This is a genomic window from Massilia sp. BGA-UO-ETr-WB1 (assembly GCF_059567845.1).
On sequence record NZ_JCAQOT010000023.1, the window covers coordinates 613,496 to 634,491 of the forward strand.

11 protein-coding genes are annotated in these 20,996 nt (G+C 66.2%); 4 read left to right on the forward strand and 7 right to left on the reverse strand.

Annotation, left to right across the window (positions count from 1 at the left end; all coding sequences use genetic code 11):
• Positions 1-6: 6 nt before the first annotated feature.
• On the reverse strand, positions 7-909 hold the full coding sequence (locus AC56DV_RS11230) for a cupin-like domain-containing protein (RefSeq protein ID WP_496314355.1): 903 nt from the start codon (positions 907-909) through the stop codon (positions 7-9).
• Positions 910-1,058: 149 nt separating this feature from the next.
• On the opposite strand from AC56DV_RS11230, the gene AC56DV_RS11235 reads away from it, so the two are divergent.
• A complete protein-coding gene (locus AC56DV_RS11235) occupies positions 1,059-2,024 on the forward strand; it encodes an AEC family transporter (RefSeq protein ID WP_496314356.1) in 966 nt (321 codons plus the stop codon).
• Positions 2,025-2,098: 74 nt separating this feature from the next.
• Here AC56DV_RS11235 and AC56DV_RS11240 read toward each other — a convergent pair whose 3' ends face one another.
• The 4 genes from AC56DV_RS11240 to AC56DV_RS11255 form a co-directional block, all read right to left on the reverse strand.
• Positions 2,099-3,685, reverse strand: a complete 1,587-nt coding sequence (locus tag AC56DV_RS11240) for a S8 family serine peptidase (protein WP_496314357.1) — start codon at positions 3,683-3,685, stop codon at positions 2,099-2,101.
• Positions 3,686-3,855: 170 nt separating this feature from the next.
• Complete coding sequence (locus tag AC56DV_RS11245; protein WP_496314358.1) at positions 3,856-4,506, reverse strand: NF038129 family PEP-CTERM protein; 651 nt, start codon at positions 4,504-4,506, stop codon at positions 3,856-3,858.
• Between the two features lie 11 nt (positions 4,507-4,517).
• Positions 4,518-9,002 (reverse strand): discoidin domain-containing protein, encoded by a 4,485-nt coding sequence (locus AC56DV_RS11250; protein ID WP_496314359.1) that lies wholly within the window; start codon positions 9,000-9,002, stop codon positions 4,518-4,520.
• Positions 9,003-9,175: 173 nt separating this feature from the next.
• Positions 9,176-11,359, reverse strand: a complete 2,184-nt coding sequence (locus tag AC56DV_RS11255; RefSeq protein WP_496314360.1) for a LamG-like jellyroll fold domain-containing protein — start codon at positions 11,357-11,359, stop codon at positions 9,176-9,178.
• A 253-nt stretch (positions 11,360-11,612) separates the two neighbouring features.
• Between AC56DV_RS11255 and AC56DV_RS11260 the strand changes: the two genes are divergently transcribed.
• From AC56DV_RS11260 to AC56DV_RS11270, 3 genes are all read left to right on the forward strand, one after another.
• Positions 11,613-14,555 carry a TonB-dependent receptor gene (locus tag AC56DV_RS11260; protein ID WP_496314361.1) on the forward strand — a complete coding sequence of 981 codons (2,943 nt, stop codon included), beginning with the start codon at positions 11,613-11,615 and terminating at the stop codon, positions 14,553-14,555.
• A gap of 133 nt (positions 14,556-14,688) precedes the next feature.
• The gene (locus AC56DV_RS11265; protein WP_496314362.1) at positions 14,689-17,820 is read left to right on the forward strand and encodes a glycoside hydrolase family 2 TIM barrel-domain containing protein; all 3,132 of its coding nucleotides are present in this window, start codon (positions 14,689-14,691) and stop codon (positions 17,818-17,820) included.
• A gap of 36 nt (positions 17,821-17,856) precedes the next feature.
• Positions 17,857-18,936 (forward strand): LacI family DNA-binding transcriptional regulator, encoded by a 1,080-nt coding sequence (locus tag AC56DV_RS11270; RefSeq protein WP_496314363.1) that lies wholly within the window; start codon positions 17,857-17,859, stop codon positions 18,934-18,936.
• A gap of 13 nt (positions 18,937-18,949) precedes the next feature.
• Here AC56DV_RS11270 and AC56DV_RS11275 read toward each other — a convergent pair whose 3' ends face one another.
• Both AC56DV_RS11275 and AC56DV_RS11280 read right to left on the reverse strand, forming a co-directional pair.
• Complete coding sequence (locus AC56DV_RS11275; protein WP_496314364.1) at positions 18,950-19,777, reverse strand: hypothetical protein; 828 nt, start codon at positions 19,775-19,777, stop codon at positions 18,950-18,952.
• A gap of 10 nt (positions 19,778-19,787) precedes the next feature.
• Entirely contained in the window at positions 19,788-20,987 is a 1,200-nt protein-coding gene (locus AC56DV_RS11280) for a glycoside hydrolase family 88 protein (protein WP_496314365.1), read from the reverse strand.
• Positions 20,988-20,996: the final 9 nt, after the last annotated feature.

Here is a 20,996-nt window from a genome sequence, read left to right on the forward strand (position 1 = left end):
CGGCGGCTAAGCGGGGCGCAACAGGGAAGCGTCGCCTTTCAGCGCGAACGGCACGCCGCGCGCCCAGCGGTTGGACGACAGCGAGAACGTCAGCGCGCGCACCTGGTGGTACCAGCCGGCTGGCACGTACAGCATGTCGCCCGGGTTGACGATCACCTCGACCATGGCGGCCTGGCGCGCCAGCGGGAACTTGTCGAAGTCCGGCGCTTCCGGGTCGAACGGAGAGCCGAACAGGATGGCGTTGGCCTCGCTGGGGTAGAGGAATTCGTCGTGGTGGGGCGGCGACAGGAAGATGCGCTTGGTGCCCCAGATCTGCGCGAAGATGTTGTCGTCGTAGTCGCAATGCAGCGGCGTCACGGTGCCGGCGGGGCCGATCCAGAAACGGGGCGGCCCCATTTTCTCCAGGTAGCCGGGCCAGTGGCACAGGCGGTTCAATTCGCGCAGCTCCAGGTTGCCCAGGTAGGGCGGCAGCGCGTGCGTGCCGGCCTGCACCAGCTCCAGGTACTCCAGCATGGTCATGTCCTGCATGGCGCGGTCGGGCGCGAAGGCGGTGTTGATATAGTCGCCCACCCGCGCTCGCACCGGCAGGTGGCTGTAGCGCTCGCGCAGCGTTTCCGGCGGCAGCGCGGTCAGCGGCCACTTGCTGACCAGTCCCGTGATCAGGAAGGGCAGGCCTTGCGCGGCCCGCGCGCGGAACGCGGCCGCATCGAGCATGCCCAGGCGCGGCACTTCGGCCATGGCGGGCAGGCTGCGCGCGGCGCGCCGGATCGCCTGCCGCATCTCTTCGATCGACGTGACGCCGCGCACCAGCGCGTCCCTCTGCTCGCGCGCCAGCTTCCGGGCGGCGGCATCCTCCGGCCGGGTAGGCCGCGACGCTTCCAGCGGCGGCAGTTTTTTCTCTTTTGACATCGACTTCACCATCTTTTCTTTGCTGTCCTTGGCTAAGCCAGGCGGGCAGACAGCATAACGCATGCGATGGCGATGTTCCAGCCCCCGCCTGCAGGGTTGGCGGCCGCGTGGGATAATGGCCGGCTGCCCACCGATACCATCGCCTCCGCATGCTCGACATCCTTGCCATCGTCAGTCCGATCTACATCATCATTTTCCTCGGCTACGCCACCACGCGCGCGGGGCTGTTCGGCAAGGGCGAGCTGCTCACGTTCGGGAAATTCGTCATCAAGCTGGCGCTGCCGGCGCTGGTGTTCAACGCGGTCGCGCAGCGCCATATCGCCGACATCATCGTTCCCGGCTATCTGCTGGCCTACACCGCCGGCGCGCTGGCCATGCTGGGCGGCGCCTACGCCGTGGGCCGCAAGGCTGCGGGGCTGGGCCACCAGCAGGCGCTGCTGCACGCGATGGGCATGTGCAGCTCGAACAGCAGCTTTATCGGCTATCCCATCCTGTTGCTGGCGCTGCCGTCGGTGGCCACGGCCTCGCTGGCGCTGAACGTGGTGGTGGAAAACGTGGTGATACTGCCGCTGCTGCTGGTCCTGCTGGAGACCAGCGTAAGGCGGGCGGGGGAGGGCAAGGGCGGCTGGCGCGGCGCGCTGAAGACCACCTTGTGGCAGCTGGCGCGCAATCCGCTGGTTGTGGCGCTGCTGGCCGGGCTGGCCGTGTCCTTGCTGGAGCTGCCGCTGCCGGCGCCGCTGGGCCGCAGCATCACCATGTTCGCGCAGACCAGCGGCGCGCTGGCGGTGTTCGTCATCGGCGGCACGCTGGTGGGACTGCCGATGCGCGGCGTCGCGCTGAAGGTGGCGCCGATCGCGCTGGGCAAGCTGGTGATGCATCCGCTGGCGGTGGCGCTGGCCGTGGCCTGCCTGCCGTTGATCGGCATGGCGCCGCTGGAGCCGGAGCTGCGCAACGCCGCCATCCTGATGGCCGCCATGCCGATGATGAGCATCTACCCCATCCTGGCGCTGCCCTACGGTTTCGCCGGCCGCGGCGCCGCGGCGCTGGTGCTGGCCACCGTCGGTTCCTTTGCCACGCTCAGCGCGTTGCTGTGGTTGCTGGGGCGCATGGCGTGATCCGATAGGGCCCGGTTTGACAGGATATCCGTCTTCAGCCTGGTCCCCAGGCTGAAGACGGAAGACTGGACCGTTTAGTTGGCGCAGCCCCTGGTGCGGATGCGGTCATACGCGGCCTTGGCCTGGACCAGGCCGTAGCCGTAGTAGACGTCGCGGCCCGGCGCGCCCAGGTCCAGCGCGGACTTGTCCAGCGTGCTGCGGATCTGCTCCGCCGTGCAGGCTGGGAAGTAGCTCCACACCAGCGCCGCCACGGCCGATACGTGCGGCGTGGCCATCGACGTGCCGTCGTACAAGGCGTAGTTGACGGCCTTGATGTCGATCGTCGCGCTCTGGCCCAGCTGGTTCTGCAGCGCCGCGCCCTCCACGCCGGATGCCGTCACAGAAGGAATGGTGGTGGCAACGCCGCCCAGCGTGCCGCTGAACCCTTCAGGCGCGTTGTTGTAGACCACCGCGCCCACGCCGCCGCTGGCCTGGCAGTTGGCGACCTTCTGGCCGAAAGTGATGCTGCCGCGCGCGATCAGGCACACCTTGCCCGCCACCGCCGGATTCACCTGGTCGCCCAGGCCGAACGCTGCCAGCGGCGCGGTGACGGTGCCGGCCGGGGTGCCGTCCATGCTGCCCGGCGCGTAGACGGTGGCGCCCACCTTCAGCGACGAGACGCGGCCCTGGCCCATCGGCACGGTCGACAGCACCGAGACGCCGGGCGCGGCGATTTCCACCTTGGGCGTGAACTGCGAGAAGTCCGCTACCTGCTTGTTTTCGTCCAGCGCCGCCACCGACATCACGCTGGCGTAGCCGGCCGGGTAGGACTGGGCGTTGTTGCCGTCGTTGCCGGCGGCGGCGATGGACAGCACGCCGCGCTGCGCCAGCGCGTTGAAGGCGCGTTCCTCGCCCCGGCTGGGCACCTCTCCGCCCAGCGACATGCTGATGATGTTGGCGCCGGCCTCGCCGCATTTGTTGGCGGCCGCGATCAGTGTCGACGTATAGGTCCATTCTTCCGGACCGAATACCTTGATGATGTGCAGGTTGATCTGGCGGTTGGGGGCCACGCCCACCACGCCGGTGCCGGCGTTGTTGACTGCCGCGATGGTGCCCGCCACGTGGGTGCCGTGATGGTTTTCGTCGGTGTACCAGGGGCCGGTGCCGGGGTTGGTGTGGCCGCTCAGGCGGTTGTCCGCCAGGTCCTCGTGCGCGCGGTCGATGCCGGAGTCGATGATGCAGACGGTGCGGTTGCCGGCATAAGTGTCGGGCAGCTGGTCGGCCTGCACCATCGGTATTCCGTAGGGCACCAGCTGGCCTGCCAGATAGGGCGCGCCAGTCGACGGCGTGCTGCTGGCCGGCACGGTGGCGCGGCTGCGGGCAAGCAGCTTGCGCCGGCCGTCTTCCTCGACAAACTCGATGTGCGGGCTGTTGCGCAGATCGCCCAGTGCCTTGGACGGCACTTCGGCGGCGGCGGCGTCGATGGACGGCAAGTCTTCCTTGATGCTGCCCCTGGCGGCGGCGATGGCGGCTTTGCCGTTCTGCTGCGCACCCTTCTTGAAGGCGACGATGACGCGCACACTATCCGGCTGCGCGGCGGCGGCCGCACTGGCGCTGACGGCGGCGGCCATCAGGCCCAGTGCGAATACGGCGCTTGACTTGCTGTTTTTGGCTAAGAACATGTTGTCGTCCCATGGCTGAAAGATTGATCGAAGCGCCCGCGAATGAGGCGTATGGCAACCGATCTTAGTCAGCCGTCAATTGACGGTCAATCATGATTATTGGAAATTTCAAGATAAAAGCAACAGGCGGGCAGGGGAAGCGCCCCGGCTTGGAGGCGGGGCGGTCCACATCAGCGCTGGCCGCCTGTCCTGCGCCGCATGGCCAGCGCCATGCCGGCCAGGCCTATGCCGAGCAGCAGCAGGCCGGCGGGTTCCGGCACCACCGTCACGCCGGGGTCGGAGACCAGCGCGCCGATGCTGCCGTTGCCGCCCGCCGCCAGCGCAGGCGTCCAGCTGAAGTCGGCCAGGGCCAGGCTGACCGGGTGGTACGCTCCCAGCGGCGTGATGCTGTCGTCGAAGGCGGACACCAGGAAGTGCGATACGTAGCTGGTGAGCGGATCGTAGTCGCCGTCGAAGGTCAGGTCGAAGGACAGCACGCCGCCAAAGGTGGCGGTGTGCGACAGGTAGTTGGAGGTGTCGTTGCGGAGCTGGAAGCCGCCGGGCACCGCCGTCCAGCCGTAGTTCAGGTCCATGGCGCCGAAGCCGGCCATGTTGCTGACCACGGCGGTCGCCAGCGGCACGCCGGCGCTGGCGCTGAGCTGCATGTCCAGGTAGCCGCTGGCCGCGCCGAAGGTGGACGTGTCGATGGCGACGTGGATGGTGGCGGCGCCGGCCGTGCCGCTGCCGGCCGCCAGAGTCAATGCCATCGCCAGCGCCAGCGCGAGCGGCCGCGTGGCCCGGCGCAGCAGGGCGCGGAGCTTGTGTTGGATAGTGAAGTTCATGCTGGGTCTCCTTAGAAATTGCCTTTGTAGAGCGCGGGCGTGTAAGCGACCACGCTGCGGCCCGGATTGGTGAAGGTCAGCGGCACGCTGATGGTGGCTCCCGCGTTCAACGGACCGGCCACGGTGACGTAGGGCGCGCCGGCGTCGGTGCCGCTGGCATTGTCCAGCGTGAGTCCGGCGGTCAGGCCGTTCAGCTTCAGCTGCAGCGGGCCTGTCAGCGCCGCGCCACTGGTGTTGGTCACCGTGACGCTGCCGCTGTACTTGCCGGTGGCGCGGTTGAGCAGGGCGCCTTGCTGCGTCATCTTCACGCTGGCGCTCACGTCCTGCGGGCCGATCCGCACGGTGCCGTGGAAGCGCACTTCGGACAGGTTGCCGAACCAGTTGTTGCCGTTGAAGACGCGGATATAGCGGAACGGCACGCCGCCGGCTACGGGCAGGGTTTGCCAGTCCTGCGTCGTCACCGCCGCTGCGGTCAGGGTGGTCCAGCTGGCGTTGTCGTTCGAGCCCTGGACCACGGTGCCTTTGGCGCGCGCGGCCTGGTCTTGGCGCGCAGCCAGCTCCACGCCGGTCAGCGTGGCCTGGTTGCCGGACTTGAAGTCGAACGTGATGTAGCTGCCGGCGCCGAGATTGCTGCTGCCGGTGCGGTAGTCGGAGCTGGTGCCCAGGTTGGCGTCGAACAGCGAGTTCGTGATGGACAGCGTGGTGGCGGCCGGCCGGTTCACGGTGGAGTCGATCAGGGTGGCGATGCCGGTGACGTTCTTGATCACGTCCGCCTCGTCCACCAGCGTCAGCAGGGTGCCGTCGGTGGTTGCCGTGTTGGGGTAGCCGTCCTTGCCGTTCTGCGTCTTGTAGTTGATGGCGAAGCTCACCGCGCCGGCCGCCGTGCCCTGCGGCAGCACGGCGGTGGCGGTGAAGTTGACGTTGTCGGCGCTGGCCACGGTGGCCGGCACGCCCTGGATGGTGGCGCTGACGCTGTTGATGGCTTCCTTGGCCGTGAACGCCACCTTGACGGTGTTGCCCGGCACGATGCGGGTGCGCAGCGCCTGCGCCGACGAGATCGACGCGCTCGAGATCAGGTTCACCGATTCCACCGCGCCGTACAGCCGTACTTCGGCCATATTGCCGAACCACGCATTGCCGTTGACCACGCGGATGTAGCGGTACGGCGTGAGGCTGTTGATCTTCAGCGTCTGCCAGTCCGCCGAGCCGGATGCGGCAGGGGAGATGGTGTCCCAGATCGCGTTGTCGTTGGAGCCCTGCACCACGGTGCCGTTGATGCGGCCCGAGAACTGGTCCTGCCGTCCGATCACTTCCACGCGGTTCAGCGTGGCCAGTCCGCCGCCCTTGAAGTCGAACTTGAGCCAGCCGCCGTTGCCCGAACCGTTGACGCGGAAGTCGGTGAAGGTGCCGAGATTGCTGTCGAGCAGCAGGTTGGTTTGCGCCAGCACGTCGGCCTGGTTCCTGCCGCTGGAGTCGCTCAACGTGGCCAGGCCGATCGGGTTGATCAAGCCGGCCTGGTCGGAGATGAACAGCGAGGTGTCGTCGGTGGTGAACAGCGTCGGTTCGGCGTCGATGCCCGCCGCCGTCTTGTAGTTGATGACGAACTTGACGTTGCCGGCCGGGGCGCTGGCGGCCGCAATCCAGGTGGCGGTCCAGTTCAGGTTGTCGGTGGTGGCGACCGTGGCTGGCTGGCCCTGCACCAGCACATTGACGTTGTTGATCGCTTCCCGGGACTGGAACGTCACCTTCACCGTGTTGCCGGCAACGATGCGCTTCTTCAGGCTTTGCGCCGAAGAGATGGAAACGGAGGCGATCTTGTTGACGGTCTCATAGCGCTGGCCGAAGATGCGGAATTCGCCCACTTCGAAGATCGCGTAGGTCGGCTGCACCATCTGCATCTTGAAGAAGCGGTAGCGCTGGTTCTTCAGGCTGTCTTGCACGTGCACGGTCTGCATGTCGTCCGAGATCACGGTCAGGTCGGTGGTCAGCTGGGTCCAGTTCTCGTTGTCGTCGGAGCCGAACATCGCCACGCCGCCGATGCGCTCGGGGAAGCTGGCGCGCACTTGCATCTGGAAGCTCGATGCCGAGGCCTTGAAGTCCGGGCCGAAGTCCATGATGTGCGCCAGGTTGGGCGCGTAGGTGCCCGGCGCGGTGGACCAGCTGGTCGGCGTATTGTCCATCAACAGCGGCACGGCGGTGCCGAAGGTGGAGGTCTTGAACATGTTGCGGTAGTTCATGCTGCCGTCGGCCAGCAGCGGGGTCAGTTCCTGCAGGCCCTGCACGGCGCTGTTCAGGGCCGCCAGCTTCTGCTGGAACAGCGCGTCGCTGGCGCTGCCCGCCGCATTGACGATGTCCGTGTAAGCCGCGTTGTAGGTCTCCAGCGTGGACACCACGTACAGCGTGCCCTGTTTATAGCCGGCGTTGACGGCGGCGATGGCGCCTTGGCGGTCGCCGGCCACGGTGATCTTCACCAGTTTGCTGGTGATGGTGGTGCCGTCCGACGTGGTGACCACGAAGGAATAGGTGCCCGCCTGCGCCGGCAGCCACGAGAACGCGCCGGTGGCGGTGTTGAAGGTGGCGCCGGCTGGCAGGTTGTCCACCTGGTAGGTCAGCACGTCGCCGGCGCCGGCGTCGGTGGCCGCGAAGCTGTGGTCGATGGCGGCGCTGGAGCTGGCGTAGGTCACCAGGCTCAGGTCCGCGTCGCCGCCGGTGAACACGGGCGTGGTGAAGCTGCTGCCCTGCACGTTGATGTGATCGATGTCGACCCGGGTGCCGGCGCCCCTGACGGTCAGGAACAGCACGTCGCCCAGGCCATGGTAGGCGTCCAGCGCGTAGTTCACGTAGCGCCATTGGCCGTTGGTGTTTGGCAGCGCAACCGATTCATCGAACGCTTCGAGCGTGGCCACGCCGTTGGTGCGGATCTTGAAGGAGATGTTTTTCGATCCATGGCCGTAGCCGACCACGGCCAGTCTGGCGCCGGCGGCCGTGGTATTAATCTGCAGGAAGGACGCGCTTTCATCCTGCATGGCCGTCACGTCGCCGTCCAGCACCGAGAAGCGGTCTTCCACTTCGCGGTAGGGATCGGCGATGGGCTTCATCAGCAGCTGGCCGCCTTCGGCATCGGCCGCCGCCGGCGGGATGAACAGCCAGTAGTCGCCGCCGCCATCCACGCCGTCCCAGTTGTAGCTGGTGCGCAGCGCGAACATGTGGCTGTAGTACGGCGCCCGCTGCGCGATGTCGACGCCCTTGACGTACTTGTAGTAATAGTAGGGTTCCCACAGGCTGGAAAACATGCGGCCCCGGTAGCCGCCCGCCAGTTTGCGGTAGACCACGGTGGGCACGCCGTTGGCGTCGGTGTGCGAGGCGGTGGGCACCCACGGCGTGTCGTAGCCGGTCATGTAGCGGCCGAAGAAGTCGGACGCGTCGAGGATGCGGTCGTTCAGGAATTCATAGGGACCGACGGCGTTCGGCGCGGTGGAGGCGGTGCCGTCGACCGGATCGACCTTGGTGTCCTGCGCGTTCAGCAGGCGCGCCAGGATGCCGGCGTTGGTGATGTCGCCGCCGCCGTGCGCCTGGTCGCGGCCCATTTCAACGTGCTGAACCACCGGCGTGACGGCCTCGCCGGTCAGGTCGTTCTTTTCCACCAGGCGGAACAGCGCCTTGATGGCGCCGTTCTGGCCCTGGTCCTCGGCCGTCCGGTTCACGGTGAACCACTCCACGCCCTCGTTGTAGCGCGCGCGGTTGCCGGTGAAGATATAGCCCGACATCGCGCCCAGCAGCGGATACAGGTGCTGGTTCATGAAGCGGTAATTGGTGTGCTGGAAGGTCTCGATGACCGGCGTGACCAGGTTCTTGGAGAAGTTGACGGTATCCTGTTCGGTCCACTCCAGCGCCGCCGTCTGGCAGCTGGTGTAGCGCATGATCTCGGCGGCGGCCACCATGCGGCTGAGCGGGATGCCGGTGTGGATGTGCGAATCGACGAAGTACACATACTGCGCCGGGTCCATCTGGGCCCAGATGCGGATGATGCGCATGGCGTTGGCGCGGTAGGCCTCGTCGCCGGTGATGTAGTACAGCAGCGCCTGCGTGTAGGCCTTCTGGCCATCGGCGATGAATTTGCCATTGAAGCCCTGGCTGCTGAAGGCCAGGCTGCCCGGCTTGGTGGGGTCCGCGCCCTGGTTGCTGGAGTTGACGGTCCTGGACGCGTTGGGCGACAGCAGCATGGCGTTGAAGTGCGTGTTCCACGGCTCCTTCTGCGCCAGCACCTGGGCCCGCACATTCTCCAGCATTTCCCTGGTCAGCCCGACGCCGGGGTGCTTGAAGCCGTTCGCATCGATGGTCTCGTTGATGGTGGGCTGGTAGGCGGTGGCCAGCGTTGCTATGGTGTCCGCCGCAGTTGCGCTGTGCGGCAGCAGTGGCCCCATGAGGCCGAGCGCGACGAGCAGCGCGGCAATACGGGTGGGCGTGCGCGTGCCTCGCGAGGCGATTCTCTTCATTTTGCTTCCCTGTCTCTTTTATAAGTTGTTGTGTGGTGCAACGAATCCGTGGATGTCATCTGTTATCGATAACTAGGATTCTCGCCAATTCTATCCAATTGTTGCAGGCCTGACGTATGCCATTTTTAACAGCCTGCAACACATATTTATCAGTTATCGATAACGCTGCCCCGTCAGGCGGTCATCAGCGCCGCCACCGCCGCGGCGCTGAGCGCGCCCCGGTAGATGCGGAATTCGTCGATCTTGCCGTTGAAATAAGGGTCGGGGTACTGCGAGCGGCCGATCCAGTTCTGGCTCGTCGCTCCCAGCCGGAACGGCGCCAGGAACATGTCGGCGTTGCTGCCGGCCGCCGCGCCGTTCACATACAGCGTGGCGTTTTTGCCCGACAGCGTGACCGCCACGTGCACCCATTGCCCGGTGGGCAGCGCGGCGCTGCCGTTGACGGAGCGTTCGCCGGAGCCGCCGTTGACGGTCATGGCGAAGCGCAGCACGCCGGTGTTCGAGCGCGCCGTCAGCATCATGTAGTCGCCGGTGCCGGAGCCGAAGTCGAAGATGCGCTCCCAGTTGCGGGCCGCGTTCCAGTAGACCCAGGCGGCGATGGTGAAGTCGCCCACGTCCGTCATCAGGTCCGCCGGCAGGCTGACGTAGCCGGTGCTGCCGTTGAGCGAGACGGCGTTGGCCTTCTTGCCCGCCAGCCAGCTGGCGCCGCCGTTCAGCGTGCCCGGGTGGCCGTTGCCGCTGGCGTCCGCCGCGCCGGTGCCGCTGGCGGCGTCGAAGGGCAGGTAGGTGTGCAACGGCGTGCCGGTGACGGCGCGCGCCTCGTTCGACGCGGCGGTGGTGCCCGACGGCGTGGACGCGGTCACCACGTAGTAATAGGTGCCGGCGGCCAGGCCGCTGTCGGTCCAGGTGAGCAGGCCGCTGATGCCGCTGGCCACGGTGGCGTACGGGCCGCCCGCCACCGTGGCGCGCTTGACCGTGTAGCCGGTGGCGTAGGCGCTGCCCCACCAGGACAGCACCACCGCGCCGCCGCTGATGTAGGCCGTGAGCCCGCTGGGCGCGGCGCCGCTGGCGATGGGGTCCAGGCCGCAGGTCAGCGTGCCGTAGCCCAGCTGGTCGTAGCCGCCGCTGGTGGAGCCGGAACCGCCGCCCTCGGGCTGGATCAGCAGCGCGAACTGTTTGGACCAGGGCGCCGCCAGGCCCTTGCGGTTCACGTAATGGTTGTACACCAGCGCCCAGCACGGACGCGTGTTGCCGATGCCGGCGGTGGAGAAGCCGGTCTGGTTCACGTTGTCCACGTTGTTGTACGTAACGTAAGGCACGGTGTAATAGGTGGTGCCGGACTCGATCAGGTTGGCCTTGGCCACGTATTCGGCTGCCATCAGGAAGCGGTTGTTGTCGTAGCCGTACAGGTCCACGCCCTGGTTCCAGGCCATCTCGCACAGCGCTCCCATCAGCGCGATGCCGAGCGTGTTGTGGCCCTGGTCGCGGCCGGACTCCTGCCATTGGCCCAGATAGCCGGGGTGCACGTAGTACACCGCCTGGCCGATGGCGCCGTTGCCCGCGCCGCTCTTGAAGTAGGTGACGGCTTCGTCGAACAGCGCCTGCTCGTCGCACAGTACGCCGATGGCCATGATGGAGGCCATGTTGCACACGTCCCAGTTGGCCCAGTAGTGCGTGGCTTCGGTGTTGTTGTGGCGGATCAGGAAGTCGTGGTTGATCGGGTAGAAGATGTTGCGCATCATGCCCTGGAAGCGGGTGAAGTCCGCCGCCGCCCAGCCACTGTAGTTGCGCATGATTTCGCCGGCGTTGGCGAATTCGTAGCCGTAGATGCCGGCCGCCAGCTGGGAGTCCGTGGTGCCGCTGATGGCGGTGAGCGTGGACGACCAGCCGTTCATGATCTGCACCGCCTTGTCCGCGTAGGCGCTGTCGCCGGAGATTTTCCAGCGCAGGGCGCAGGCGTAGGCGGCGGCCACGTCGTTGAACAGCTTGCTGTAGTTCTGCGGGTGCACGCCGTCGTCGCCACGGTAGACCACCGCCTGGGGGGAGGCGACGTACGACAGCTGGGCGTGGGAGTTGGCGATCAGCTTGTCCCAGCTGCCTTTCCACGGCTGCGTGTTGTACTTTTGCATCATCCGGTTGAAGTCCGCCTGGGTGTGCAGCAGGCCGGGGTGCGTGAAGCCGGCGGCCTCCGCACCCAGCAGGCGCGGCGACTGCATCGCCGGCTGCCGCGCATCGAAGGCCGAACCGCCGCAGCCGGCCAGGGCCAAGGCGCCCAGGCTATAGAGGAAACTGCGGCGCGAGAGGTCGGCCGACTGCTGTTCCATTTGCTGCATGTGCTCCGATTTTAACGCTGTCATCTGTCTGTCTCCATTTAATTTGTTATCGATAACATCCCGTGGCACAATAAGATGTGCGAAATCATTCTAGGCAGGCGCCGGCACAAACACGTATAGCATTTCACAAAAAATGCATACCGATTTGGCATAGCAGCCCAAAATTTTCTGTGCTACCATCATTTCTGTTATCGATAACTTGAATGCGCGGTAGCAAGGGGTTGAACAAAGCAAACACGCGCTGTAAAGCGCGAAATTAGAATAATTGGAGACAGAAATGAACAAGCAACTGAAGCACTCGCTGCCTATTTCCGCCATGGCGCTGGCAGTGGCACAAGGCCTGTTTGTGGCGCCGTGCGCGCTGGCGCAGGACAACACCGTGGTGGTGACCGGCATCCGCGCCAGCGCCCGTTCGTCGGTGGCCATCAAGCGCGACACGATGGAGGTGGTCGATTCCATCACCGCCGAAGACATCGGCAAGCTGCCCGACCTGAACGTGGCCGAGACGCTGACCCGCGTTCCGGGCGTGCAGGGCTACCGTTACGGCGCCGAGGGCGCCTCGCCGGTGGGCGCGGGTTCCGGCCTGACCATCCGTGGCCTGAGCAACCAGACTGCTTCGCAAATCAACGGCCGCTCCTTCAACACCGCCGGCGGCCGTGAGTTCAATATCGAGAGCGCGATTCCCGGCATGATCGCCGGCGTCGACGTCTACAAGAATCCGTCGGCGGAACATATCGAGGGCGGCATCGGCGGCCTGGTTAACATCCGCAACCGCAACCCGAGCGACTTCAAGGGCCCGACCTTCGCAGCGTCGATCAGCGCGCGCAACAACGACCTGGCCAAGAAGACCGATCCCGAGCTGTTCGTCATGGGCGCCAACCGCTTCGACTTGGGCGGCGGCAGCCGCATCGGCGTGATGGGCGCGGCGGTCTACCAGAAGAGCACCGGCCGTTCCGACAACAACCCGGCCAACCGCGGCGGCAGCCTGAAACGCGCAATCCGCGGCGACAGCGCCGAATACGCAACCGAGGCCGCCAAGAACACGGCCAACAGCCCATTCCTGCCGATGTCCGCCTATGTGGGCCGCAGCGACGTCAGCTTCCTGAAGAATGTGGGTACGACCGGCGCGAACATGCCCGACCTGGCCGGCCTGAGCGCGGACCAGATCAGCAACGTGATGTCGGCCACCGGCGTGACCAGCAACGTGTTCCAGGAAACCATTATGCGCGAGCGTAAAGGCTTGAACCTGGCGGGCGATTACCGCGTCAGCAACACCTTGCGCTTCTACGCCGAGGCGAACTACGTTTATTACCTGTACCACCAGAACTACCGCGGCCTGAACTCGGTGGACGGCGCCAACGTGCAGAACCTGCAGACCACGCCGTTCAACTACACCGAATCGCTGGCCAACCGCAACATCAACGGCGGCAGCAACGATGTCCTGGTGAGCAAGCGCCTGCTGAGCGGCACTTTCCTCAACTCAGCAGTGACCAGCCTGGGTGGCGACGAGCACACGCCATACACCACTTGGGTAGGCGCCGCCGGCGCCGAATGGAGCCCGACGGCGGACCTGTCGCTGAAGGCCGACTTCTCCTACATCAAATCCGACAAGACTCAGGACAACCGCTCCGTGATGATGGATTCGGCGCCGGGCAAGCTGTGGTCCACCAACCGCATCGCCGACGGCGCGCCGCACCAGCTGACCTTCAACGGTCCGGACCTGGGCGATCCAGCCAACTTCGTATTCCGTTCGTACGACAACGGCACCAACCAGAGCTGGGACGACAGCGGCCACGCCACCGCCTTGAGCGGCGCCTACAGCCTGGACGTTGGCCCGTTCAACAAGCTCAAGTTCGGCACCCGCTACGCCCACATGGATAGCCTGTACAAGAACTACCGCTTCGCCGGCAGGCCGCTGACCACCGACGGCCTGGCCCTGACGGCCAACCGTTCGAATGCCATCTACGCCTCGTCCATGCCCGGCGTGATCCAGCGCGCACCGACCAACTTCATGAGCGGCGATGCCGGCTATGCGGGCGGCTTCGCGGTCTATTCGCCGGACGCCCTGCTGGGCAACGGTGTGCGGACCGCCTTCCCGAATGCGGGCATTGCGCAGGACGGCGCCTATCCTGAACTGGCCGGCGACCGCCGCTACGTTGAAGAAGACACCCTGGCCGGCTACCTGGTGGGCGAATTCTCGGCGATGGACGACCGCCTCAAAGGTAATGTCGGCGTGCGCGTGGTGCGCACTTCCGGCGAGGCCGTGGCGCGCGTGATGGGCTTGAACGGCTCGCTGGTGGACGTGGTGGGCAAGACCCGCTACACCAACGCTCTGCCGTCGTTTAACGCCACTTACGACATCACCAAGGAACAGCTGGTGCGCTTCGCTTATGGCCGCGGCATGACCCGCGCCGGCATCGGCGACCTGAACCCGTCCATCAGCGGCGTGAACACCGCCAACGGCACGGCCAACGTCGGCAATCCGGAACTGCGTCCGCTGGTAGCGGACAGCTTCGACCTGTCGCTGGAACACTACTTCAACAAGACCAACTATGCGTCGGTTGCGGTGTTCGACAAGGAGATCGATGGCTTCTTCAACTCCCTGATCTCGTGCCAGACGCTGGACGCTGCCGTCGCCGCGCCTTACCCGGCAACCGCCCCGAGCAACGGCTGCACGGGCGGCCAATATTCCGTCAGCAAGCGCGTCAACGCTGAAAAAGGCTACGCACGCGGCGTGGAAGTGGCGGGCCAGTACTTCTTCGACAGCTCGGCAGGCTTCCTGCAGAACTTCGGCGTGGCCGGTTCGTACACCTATGTGAAGACCTCCAACCCGCTCAACTTCGGCACCGCCGCAGCGCCGCGCGTGGTGAGCATGCCGCAGCCGTTCCAGTCCAAGCACAACTACAGCCTGTCCGGCATGTACGAGGACAACAAGCTGTCGGGGCGCCTGGTCTACACGTGGCGTTCGATGTCCCTGTTTAACGACGTGGCGGTCAACCCGATCGACAGCCGTTCCATCGACGCCTACGGCATCCTGGATGGTTCGATCAACTACGAAATCGCCGACAACGTGACGCTGTCGTTCAACGCCAACAACATCACCAACAAGGCGCTGCACCGCTACATCGGCGAGCCGGCCCACAAGACCGGCATCGAGCTGCAGCACTACGGCAACGGCCGTACCTACAGCCTGGCGCTGCGTTACAAATTTGGCCAGTAATATCTGGTAGTCTAAACGCACAAATGGATGGACGGCTTCGGCCCTCCATCCATTTGTCCAATTTGATCATGAATTTGATCAAAAATTTGATCATAAGTTTGATCGTCCATCGAACTCTTTGAATAAGACGCCCATGTCCAAGCAACTTAGCCCGATCGCCTTAGCCGTTTTGATGCTGTGTTCCACCCTGGCGCCGCATGCAGCAGCGCAGCAGCCCCTAGCCGAGTGGGAGCAGCCCGAAGTCTTCGCCGTGAACCGCGAACCGATGAAGACCACCTTCTTCAACTTCGAAACCCGGGAGCAGGCGATCAAGGGGGACATGGCGGCTTCGAAGTACTACCGCTCGCTGGACGGCGCCTGGTCGTTCGCCTACTCGCCCACGCCGGAAGCGCGCCCGGTGCGCTTCTACGAGCCGGGCTACGATGTCAGCGGCTGGAAGTCGATCCAGGTGCCCGGCATGATACAGGCGCAGGGTTACGGCCTGCCGGTGTTCACCAACATCCAGTACCCGTTCCCGATGAACGAGCCCTTCATCCCGCACGGCATGAACGAGGTGGGCTCCTACCGGCGCGACTTCGAGGTGCCGGCCAACTGGGACGGGCGCGACGTGTTCCTGCACATCGGCGCGGCCGGCGCGGCCTACTACGTGTGGGTCAACGGCCAGAAGGTGGGCTATTCGGAAGACTCCAAGCTGCCGTCCGAATTTGAGCTGAGCCGCTACGTCAAGCCGGGCAGGAACACCATCGCCATCGAAGTGTACCGCTGGGCGGACGGCTCCTACCTGGAAGACCAGGACTTCTGGCGCGTGTCCGGCATCGAGCGCAGCGTGTATGCCTATGCGGAGCCGAAGTCGCGCCTGCGCGACTACAGCGTGACGGCGCTGCTCGACAAGCAGCGCTACGCGGACGGCGAATTCGCCTTCCAGGCCGACATGGCCGGCCTGCCTGCCAAGGGCGAAATCGCCGTCACCGTGTACGACGGCGAACGCGCCGTGCTGGCCGGGAAGGGCGCCGTCGCCGACGGCCGCGCCGCGCCCATCACGGGCGTGATCAGGAACGTCAAGCCGTGGTCGGCCGAGACCCCGAACCTGTACCGCCTGGTGGTGGAGTACAAGGGCGCGGACGGCGCGCTGCTGTCGGCCACGTCCAGCCGCATCGGCTTCCGCACGGTGGAAGTGAAGGACGGCGAAGTGCGCGTGAACGGCAAGCGCGTGATGATCAAGGGCATGAACCGGCACGAGCACGACCCCGTCACCTACCGCGTGATGTCGATGGAGTCCATGCGCAAGGACATGGAGCTGATGAAGCAGGCCAACGTCAACGCGGTGCGCACCTCGCACTATCCGAACGATCCGCGCTGGTACGACCTGGCCGACGAATACGGCATGTACGTGCTCGACGAAGCCAATATCGAAACCCACGGCTATATGGAGGCCGGCGACAAGGCGGGGCCGGGCAAGCGCGAAACCATCCAGCTGGGCTACAAGCCGCACTGGAAGGCGGCCCACCTGGACCGCGTGTCGCGCATGGTGCAGCGCGACCGCAACCACCCGTCCATCATTTTCTGGTCGCTGGGGAACGAGGCCGGCACCGGCCCCAATTTCGAGAACGCCGCGCAGTGGATACGGCAGAACGACAGCACCCGCCTGGTGAGCTACCTGGGCCACGGCACGCTGGGCGAGGAGCACAAGCCCAACAACTACGTCGATATCTACGCGCCGATGTACGACGATATCGAGAAGATGGCGGATTACGCGCAGGACCCGCGCTACAAGCAGCCGATGATACAGTGCGAATACGCGCACGCCATGGGCAATTCGCTGGGCAACCTGGAAGACTACTGGCAGGTGATCCGCGCGCACAAGAAGCTGCAGGGCGGCTTCGTGTGGGACTGGGTCGACCAGGCTGTCTATGCGAAGGACGGCAAGGGCCGCAGCTACTGGGCTTCCGGCTTCGACCTGAATCCCGGCCACGGCGACAACAGCGTGGTGGGCGACGGCGTGGTGCGCGCCGACCGCACGCCGGACCCGGAATACTACGAGCTGCAGAAAGTCTATTCGCCGGTGGTGTTCGAGGGCGATCCGAAGTCCGGCAAGCTGACGGTGGTGAACCGTTTCGACTTCAAGGACCTGTCCGAATTCGAATTCAGCTGGAGCGTCATGAACGACGGCGTGCCGGTGGCGAAAGGCACGCTGGACGGCGTGCGCGTGGCCGCCGGCGCTACCCAAAGCGTGCCGATCAGGCTGCCGGCGCTGAAGCGCGCGGCCGGCGTCGAATCCGTGCTGACGGTGCAGGCGCGCTACAAGGCTGCTTCCACGCCCGGCGTGGCTGCGGGCAGCGTGGCCGGCTGGACCCAGTTCGTGCTGGCGCCGGCCGCAGGCAAGGCGGCCATGGCAAAATCCCCGTCCGGCGTGAAGCCGGTGCGCAAGGGCGACACCGTCACCATGTCCGCCGCCGGCGCGGTGCTGGCGGTGGACGCGCTGACCGGCCAGGTGAGCTACAGCGCGGCGGGCCAGCCGCTGCTGAGCGGCGGCACGCCGAACTTCTGGCGCGGCCTGACCGACAACGACGAAGGCACCGGCGTCGAAAAGACCCACGCCGTGTGGAAGAAGTTCAGCGAGGAGCGCAATGTGCGCGCCGTGACGGTGGGCGCCGGCAGCGTCAAGGTCCTGTACAGCTTCGGCGCCGGCGCGGCGCACTGGGAAACCGAGTATGCGCTGTCGCCGCAGGGCGCGCTGCGCGTCAAGGCGGCCTTCACGCCGCTGCGCGACGATCTGCCGGATCCGCTGCGCCTCGGCCTGCGCTTCAACCAGCCGGCGCGCCTGGAGAATGTGAAATGGTATGGCCGGGGCCCGCAGGAATCCTATGCGGACCGTTACACCGGCTTCCCGCTTGGCCTGTACCAGGGCAAGCTGGCGGACCAGTACCACAGCTATATGCGTCCGCAGGAGAGCGGCAACCTGACCGGCGTGCGCTGGCTGGCGCTGCAGGACGGGCAGGGCGCGGGCCTGAAGGTTGAGGGCGCGCAGCCGCTGTCCATCAATGCGCTGGCCTTCCCGTACGAAGACCTGTACCTGCGTCCGCGCGGCGCATGGAAGAGTTCCGAGATCGCGCCGCATGGCGACGGCTCGCTGCTGGTGGACCTGGTGCAGGCCGGCGTGGGCGGCGATACCGGCTGGAGCCCGGACGGACGTCCGCTGCAGAAGTACCGCATCAAGCTGGAACCTGCACGCTATAGCTTTACGGTGACGCCGGGCAGACTATAATAGTAGTCTTCCTACAAACAGCGGCAACAAGGGACAATGGCACCAGTAGCGAAACCAGCCAAGCAATCCAAGCGAGCAGAACGCGGCAACAGCGGCGCCACCATCTACGATGTGGCCCGCGTTGCCGGCGTATCCGCCATGACGGTGTCCCGCGTCATGAACGGCAATACGCACGTCTCCGACATCACGCGGGAAAAGGTCACGGCGGCCATCGAGTCGCTGAACTACCAGGTGAACACGGCCGCGCGCGCGGCGCGCATCGGCACGCTGGGCATCGGCCTGTTGTACAGCAATCCCAGCTCGGCCTACATGAGCGCCTTCCTGGTCGGCGCCATGGACCAGTGCAGCCAGAGCGGCGGGCAGCTGATCCTGGAGCGCTGCGACGACCTGCGCAGCCAGCGCAACGCCATCGCCAAGCTGATTTCCAGCGGCGCGGACGGCATCCTGGTGCCGCCGCCGCTGTGCGATTCCAAGTCCGCGCTGAAGCAGCTCGACGAGATCGGCATGCCGACGGTGGCGATTGCAACCGGCCGTCCGGTGGCCAGCGTGTCGGCCGTGCGCATCGACGACTACGAAGGCGCCTACGCCATGATGCGCCATCTGCTGTCGCTGGGGCACAAGGACATCGCCTTCATCCAGGGCGACCCGAAACACACGCCGGCCCAGCTGCGCTACAAGGCTTACGAGGATGCGATGGCCGAAGCCGGCCTGCCGGTGCGGCCCGAACGCGTGGCGCCCGGCCTGTTCACTTACCGGTCGGGATTGGAAGCGGCACGCCAGCTGCTGGCGCAGCCCACGCGGCCCACCGCCATTTTTGCCAGCAACGACGACATGGCGGCAGGCGCCATGGCGGTGGCGCACGGCATGCACCTGCAGGTGCCAGAGCAGCTCACCATCTGCGGTTTCGATGACACGCCGGTCGCCACCACGGTGTGGCCCGAGCTGACCACCATCCACCAGCCCATCGGCGACATGGCGCGCGCCGCCGTGGACCTGCTGGTGGAGCTGATCCGCCGCCGCCGCGCGGGCGAGCCGCCCATGGTGCAGCACAAGCTGCTGCCGTTCACGCTGGTCACGCGCGAATCCGCCGGCCCGCTCGGTGGGAAACCCGCGTAAGCCTCCAACGCCGCTACAGAACGAGCATGCCCTGCAGCGACGACAGCCTATCCGAATCCGACCAGCTCCCCAGCAGCGTACCGGCCGCATCGAACTCCAGCAGCTGGCGCCCCTTGGCGCCGTTATCGGGTCCGTGCCCCTGCCAGTTGGCGACCACCACGTGGCCGTTGTCCAGTACCTGGAAGGTGGCGTAGAAGAAGGGCGCCACCTCGTCCCGCGCCTCGGCAGGCAACTGCGCCGCGCCGCCGAAGGTGCCGGTCAGCCGGCCCTGCGTGTCGAAGCGCGCCATGAAGGCGCCGTAGCCGGCCGACACCAGCGTGCCGCCGTCCGCCATGCGCTGCGCCTTCCACGCGTGCTCGAAGCCCGGCGCGGCCAGCTTGCGCAGCTCATTCAGGCCGTGGTCCGTCTCCAGTATATGATCGTTGGTGCACAGCAGGTAGCTGCCGCCGGCGGGGCGCATCAGGCGCACATAGTCGCCTTCGCGGCGCGCCGACGCGGTCTGCACCAGGTCGCGGTCCAGCGTCAGCACGTTGATGCCGTTCTTGCCGAAATCGAGGTCCGTGCCGGTAACCAGCGTGTCGCCGTTGTCCAGGCGGCAGGCGGCGGTGACGCCCACCCAGCGGTCGCACACGCGCAGCACTTCGCCGGTGGAAATGGCCAGCTCGAAGAAGCCGCGTTCAAAACCCACCAGTGCGCGGTCCGGGCCGATGCGCTGCATGTCGCGCGCCAGCGGGAAGTCCGCCAGGTCGCGGCTCCAGCCTGCGGCCGCGTCGCGGGTGTCGATCAGGTGCAGCCGCTGGCGGCCTTCGTCGATTGCGAGAAATCGGTGTTGCAGTGTCATGCCTTGGTCCTTACCAGTATGGTTGCCAGTCGCGGGTCAGCCGCACCAGCGCTTCGAAATAAAAATAGTCGCCCCAGATGCAGCTCTCGTCCACGCCCATGCGCTGCGGCTTGTGGTACACCGCGTGCTTCAGCAGGCCGCTGCCGGGCGCGCCGTCTGTGACCAGGTAGCGACTGGACAGTTCCTGCACCATGCCGCCGGCCGCGCGCTGGTAGGCGCCGCGCAGCGCATCGTCCGCCGGCAGCTGGCGCGCCAGTTCCAACAGGCCGCAGGCCGCGATGGCCGCAGCGGAACTGTCGCGCTCCTCGGGCCCGGAGGTGAAGATCAAATCCCAGTAGCAGATGCCGTCTTCCGGCAGGCGGTTCAGGAAGTAGTTCGCCACCACCTTGGACAGGTCCAGCAGGCGCGTGTCGCCGTTGTGGCGGCACACCAGCGGGAAGCCGGAGATGCCCCAGGCCTGGCCGCGCGACCAGCACGAGTCGTCGGCAAAGCCCTGATGGGTCTTGCCGTGCCGCGGCAGGCCGGTGGCCGGGTCGAAGAAGAAGGTGTGGAAGGTGGAGCCGTCGGCGCGCACGATATGGCGCGCGGCCGCTTCGATGTGCCGGTTGGCCGCGTCGGCGAAGGCGCGTTCGCCACTGTGCTGCGCCGCCCAGTACAGCAGCGGCAGGTTCAGGTTGCAGTCGATGATCATGCGGCCTGCCTGTTCCGGGTCGTTCAGGTCGCCCCAGGCCTGGATGATGCCGGCGCGCTCCATGTAGCGCTCCAACAGCAGGCGCGCCGCGCCCATGGCCGCTTCGGCGGCCAGTTCGCTGCCGGTGAGCTTGTGCGCGGCGATGCAGGAAAGGCTGTACAGGAAGCCCAGGTCGTGGTGGTTGGTGTTGATGCGCTGCGCCTGGCGCTGGTGGAAGCTGCGCACGTGCGCTTCGGCCGCCTCGCGGTAGCGCGCCGCGCCGCTCACCTCATAGGCCAGCCATAGCATGCCGGTCCAGAAGCCGTTGGTCCATTCGATATTGCCCATGGCCGGGTACACCGAGTTGATGCTGGAGGGCGCGGGAAACTCCGTGCCGAAGTGCTGCAGGTTGCGGTCGACGGCCGCCAGCACCTGCGCGATGGCCTGCTGCAGCGCGGCCTGGTCCGGCTGCGCTTCCCAGTGGCGCGGCAGGGCGCCGGACAGCGGTTCCATGGCGGCCGGGTTGAGGGATGGGGACATGCTTTGCTC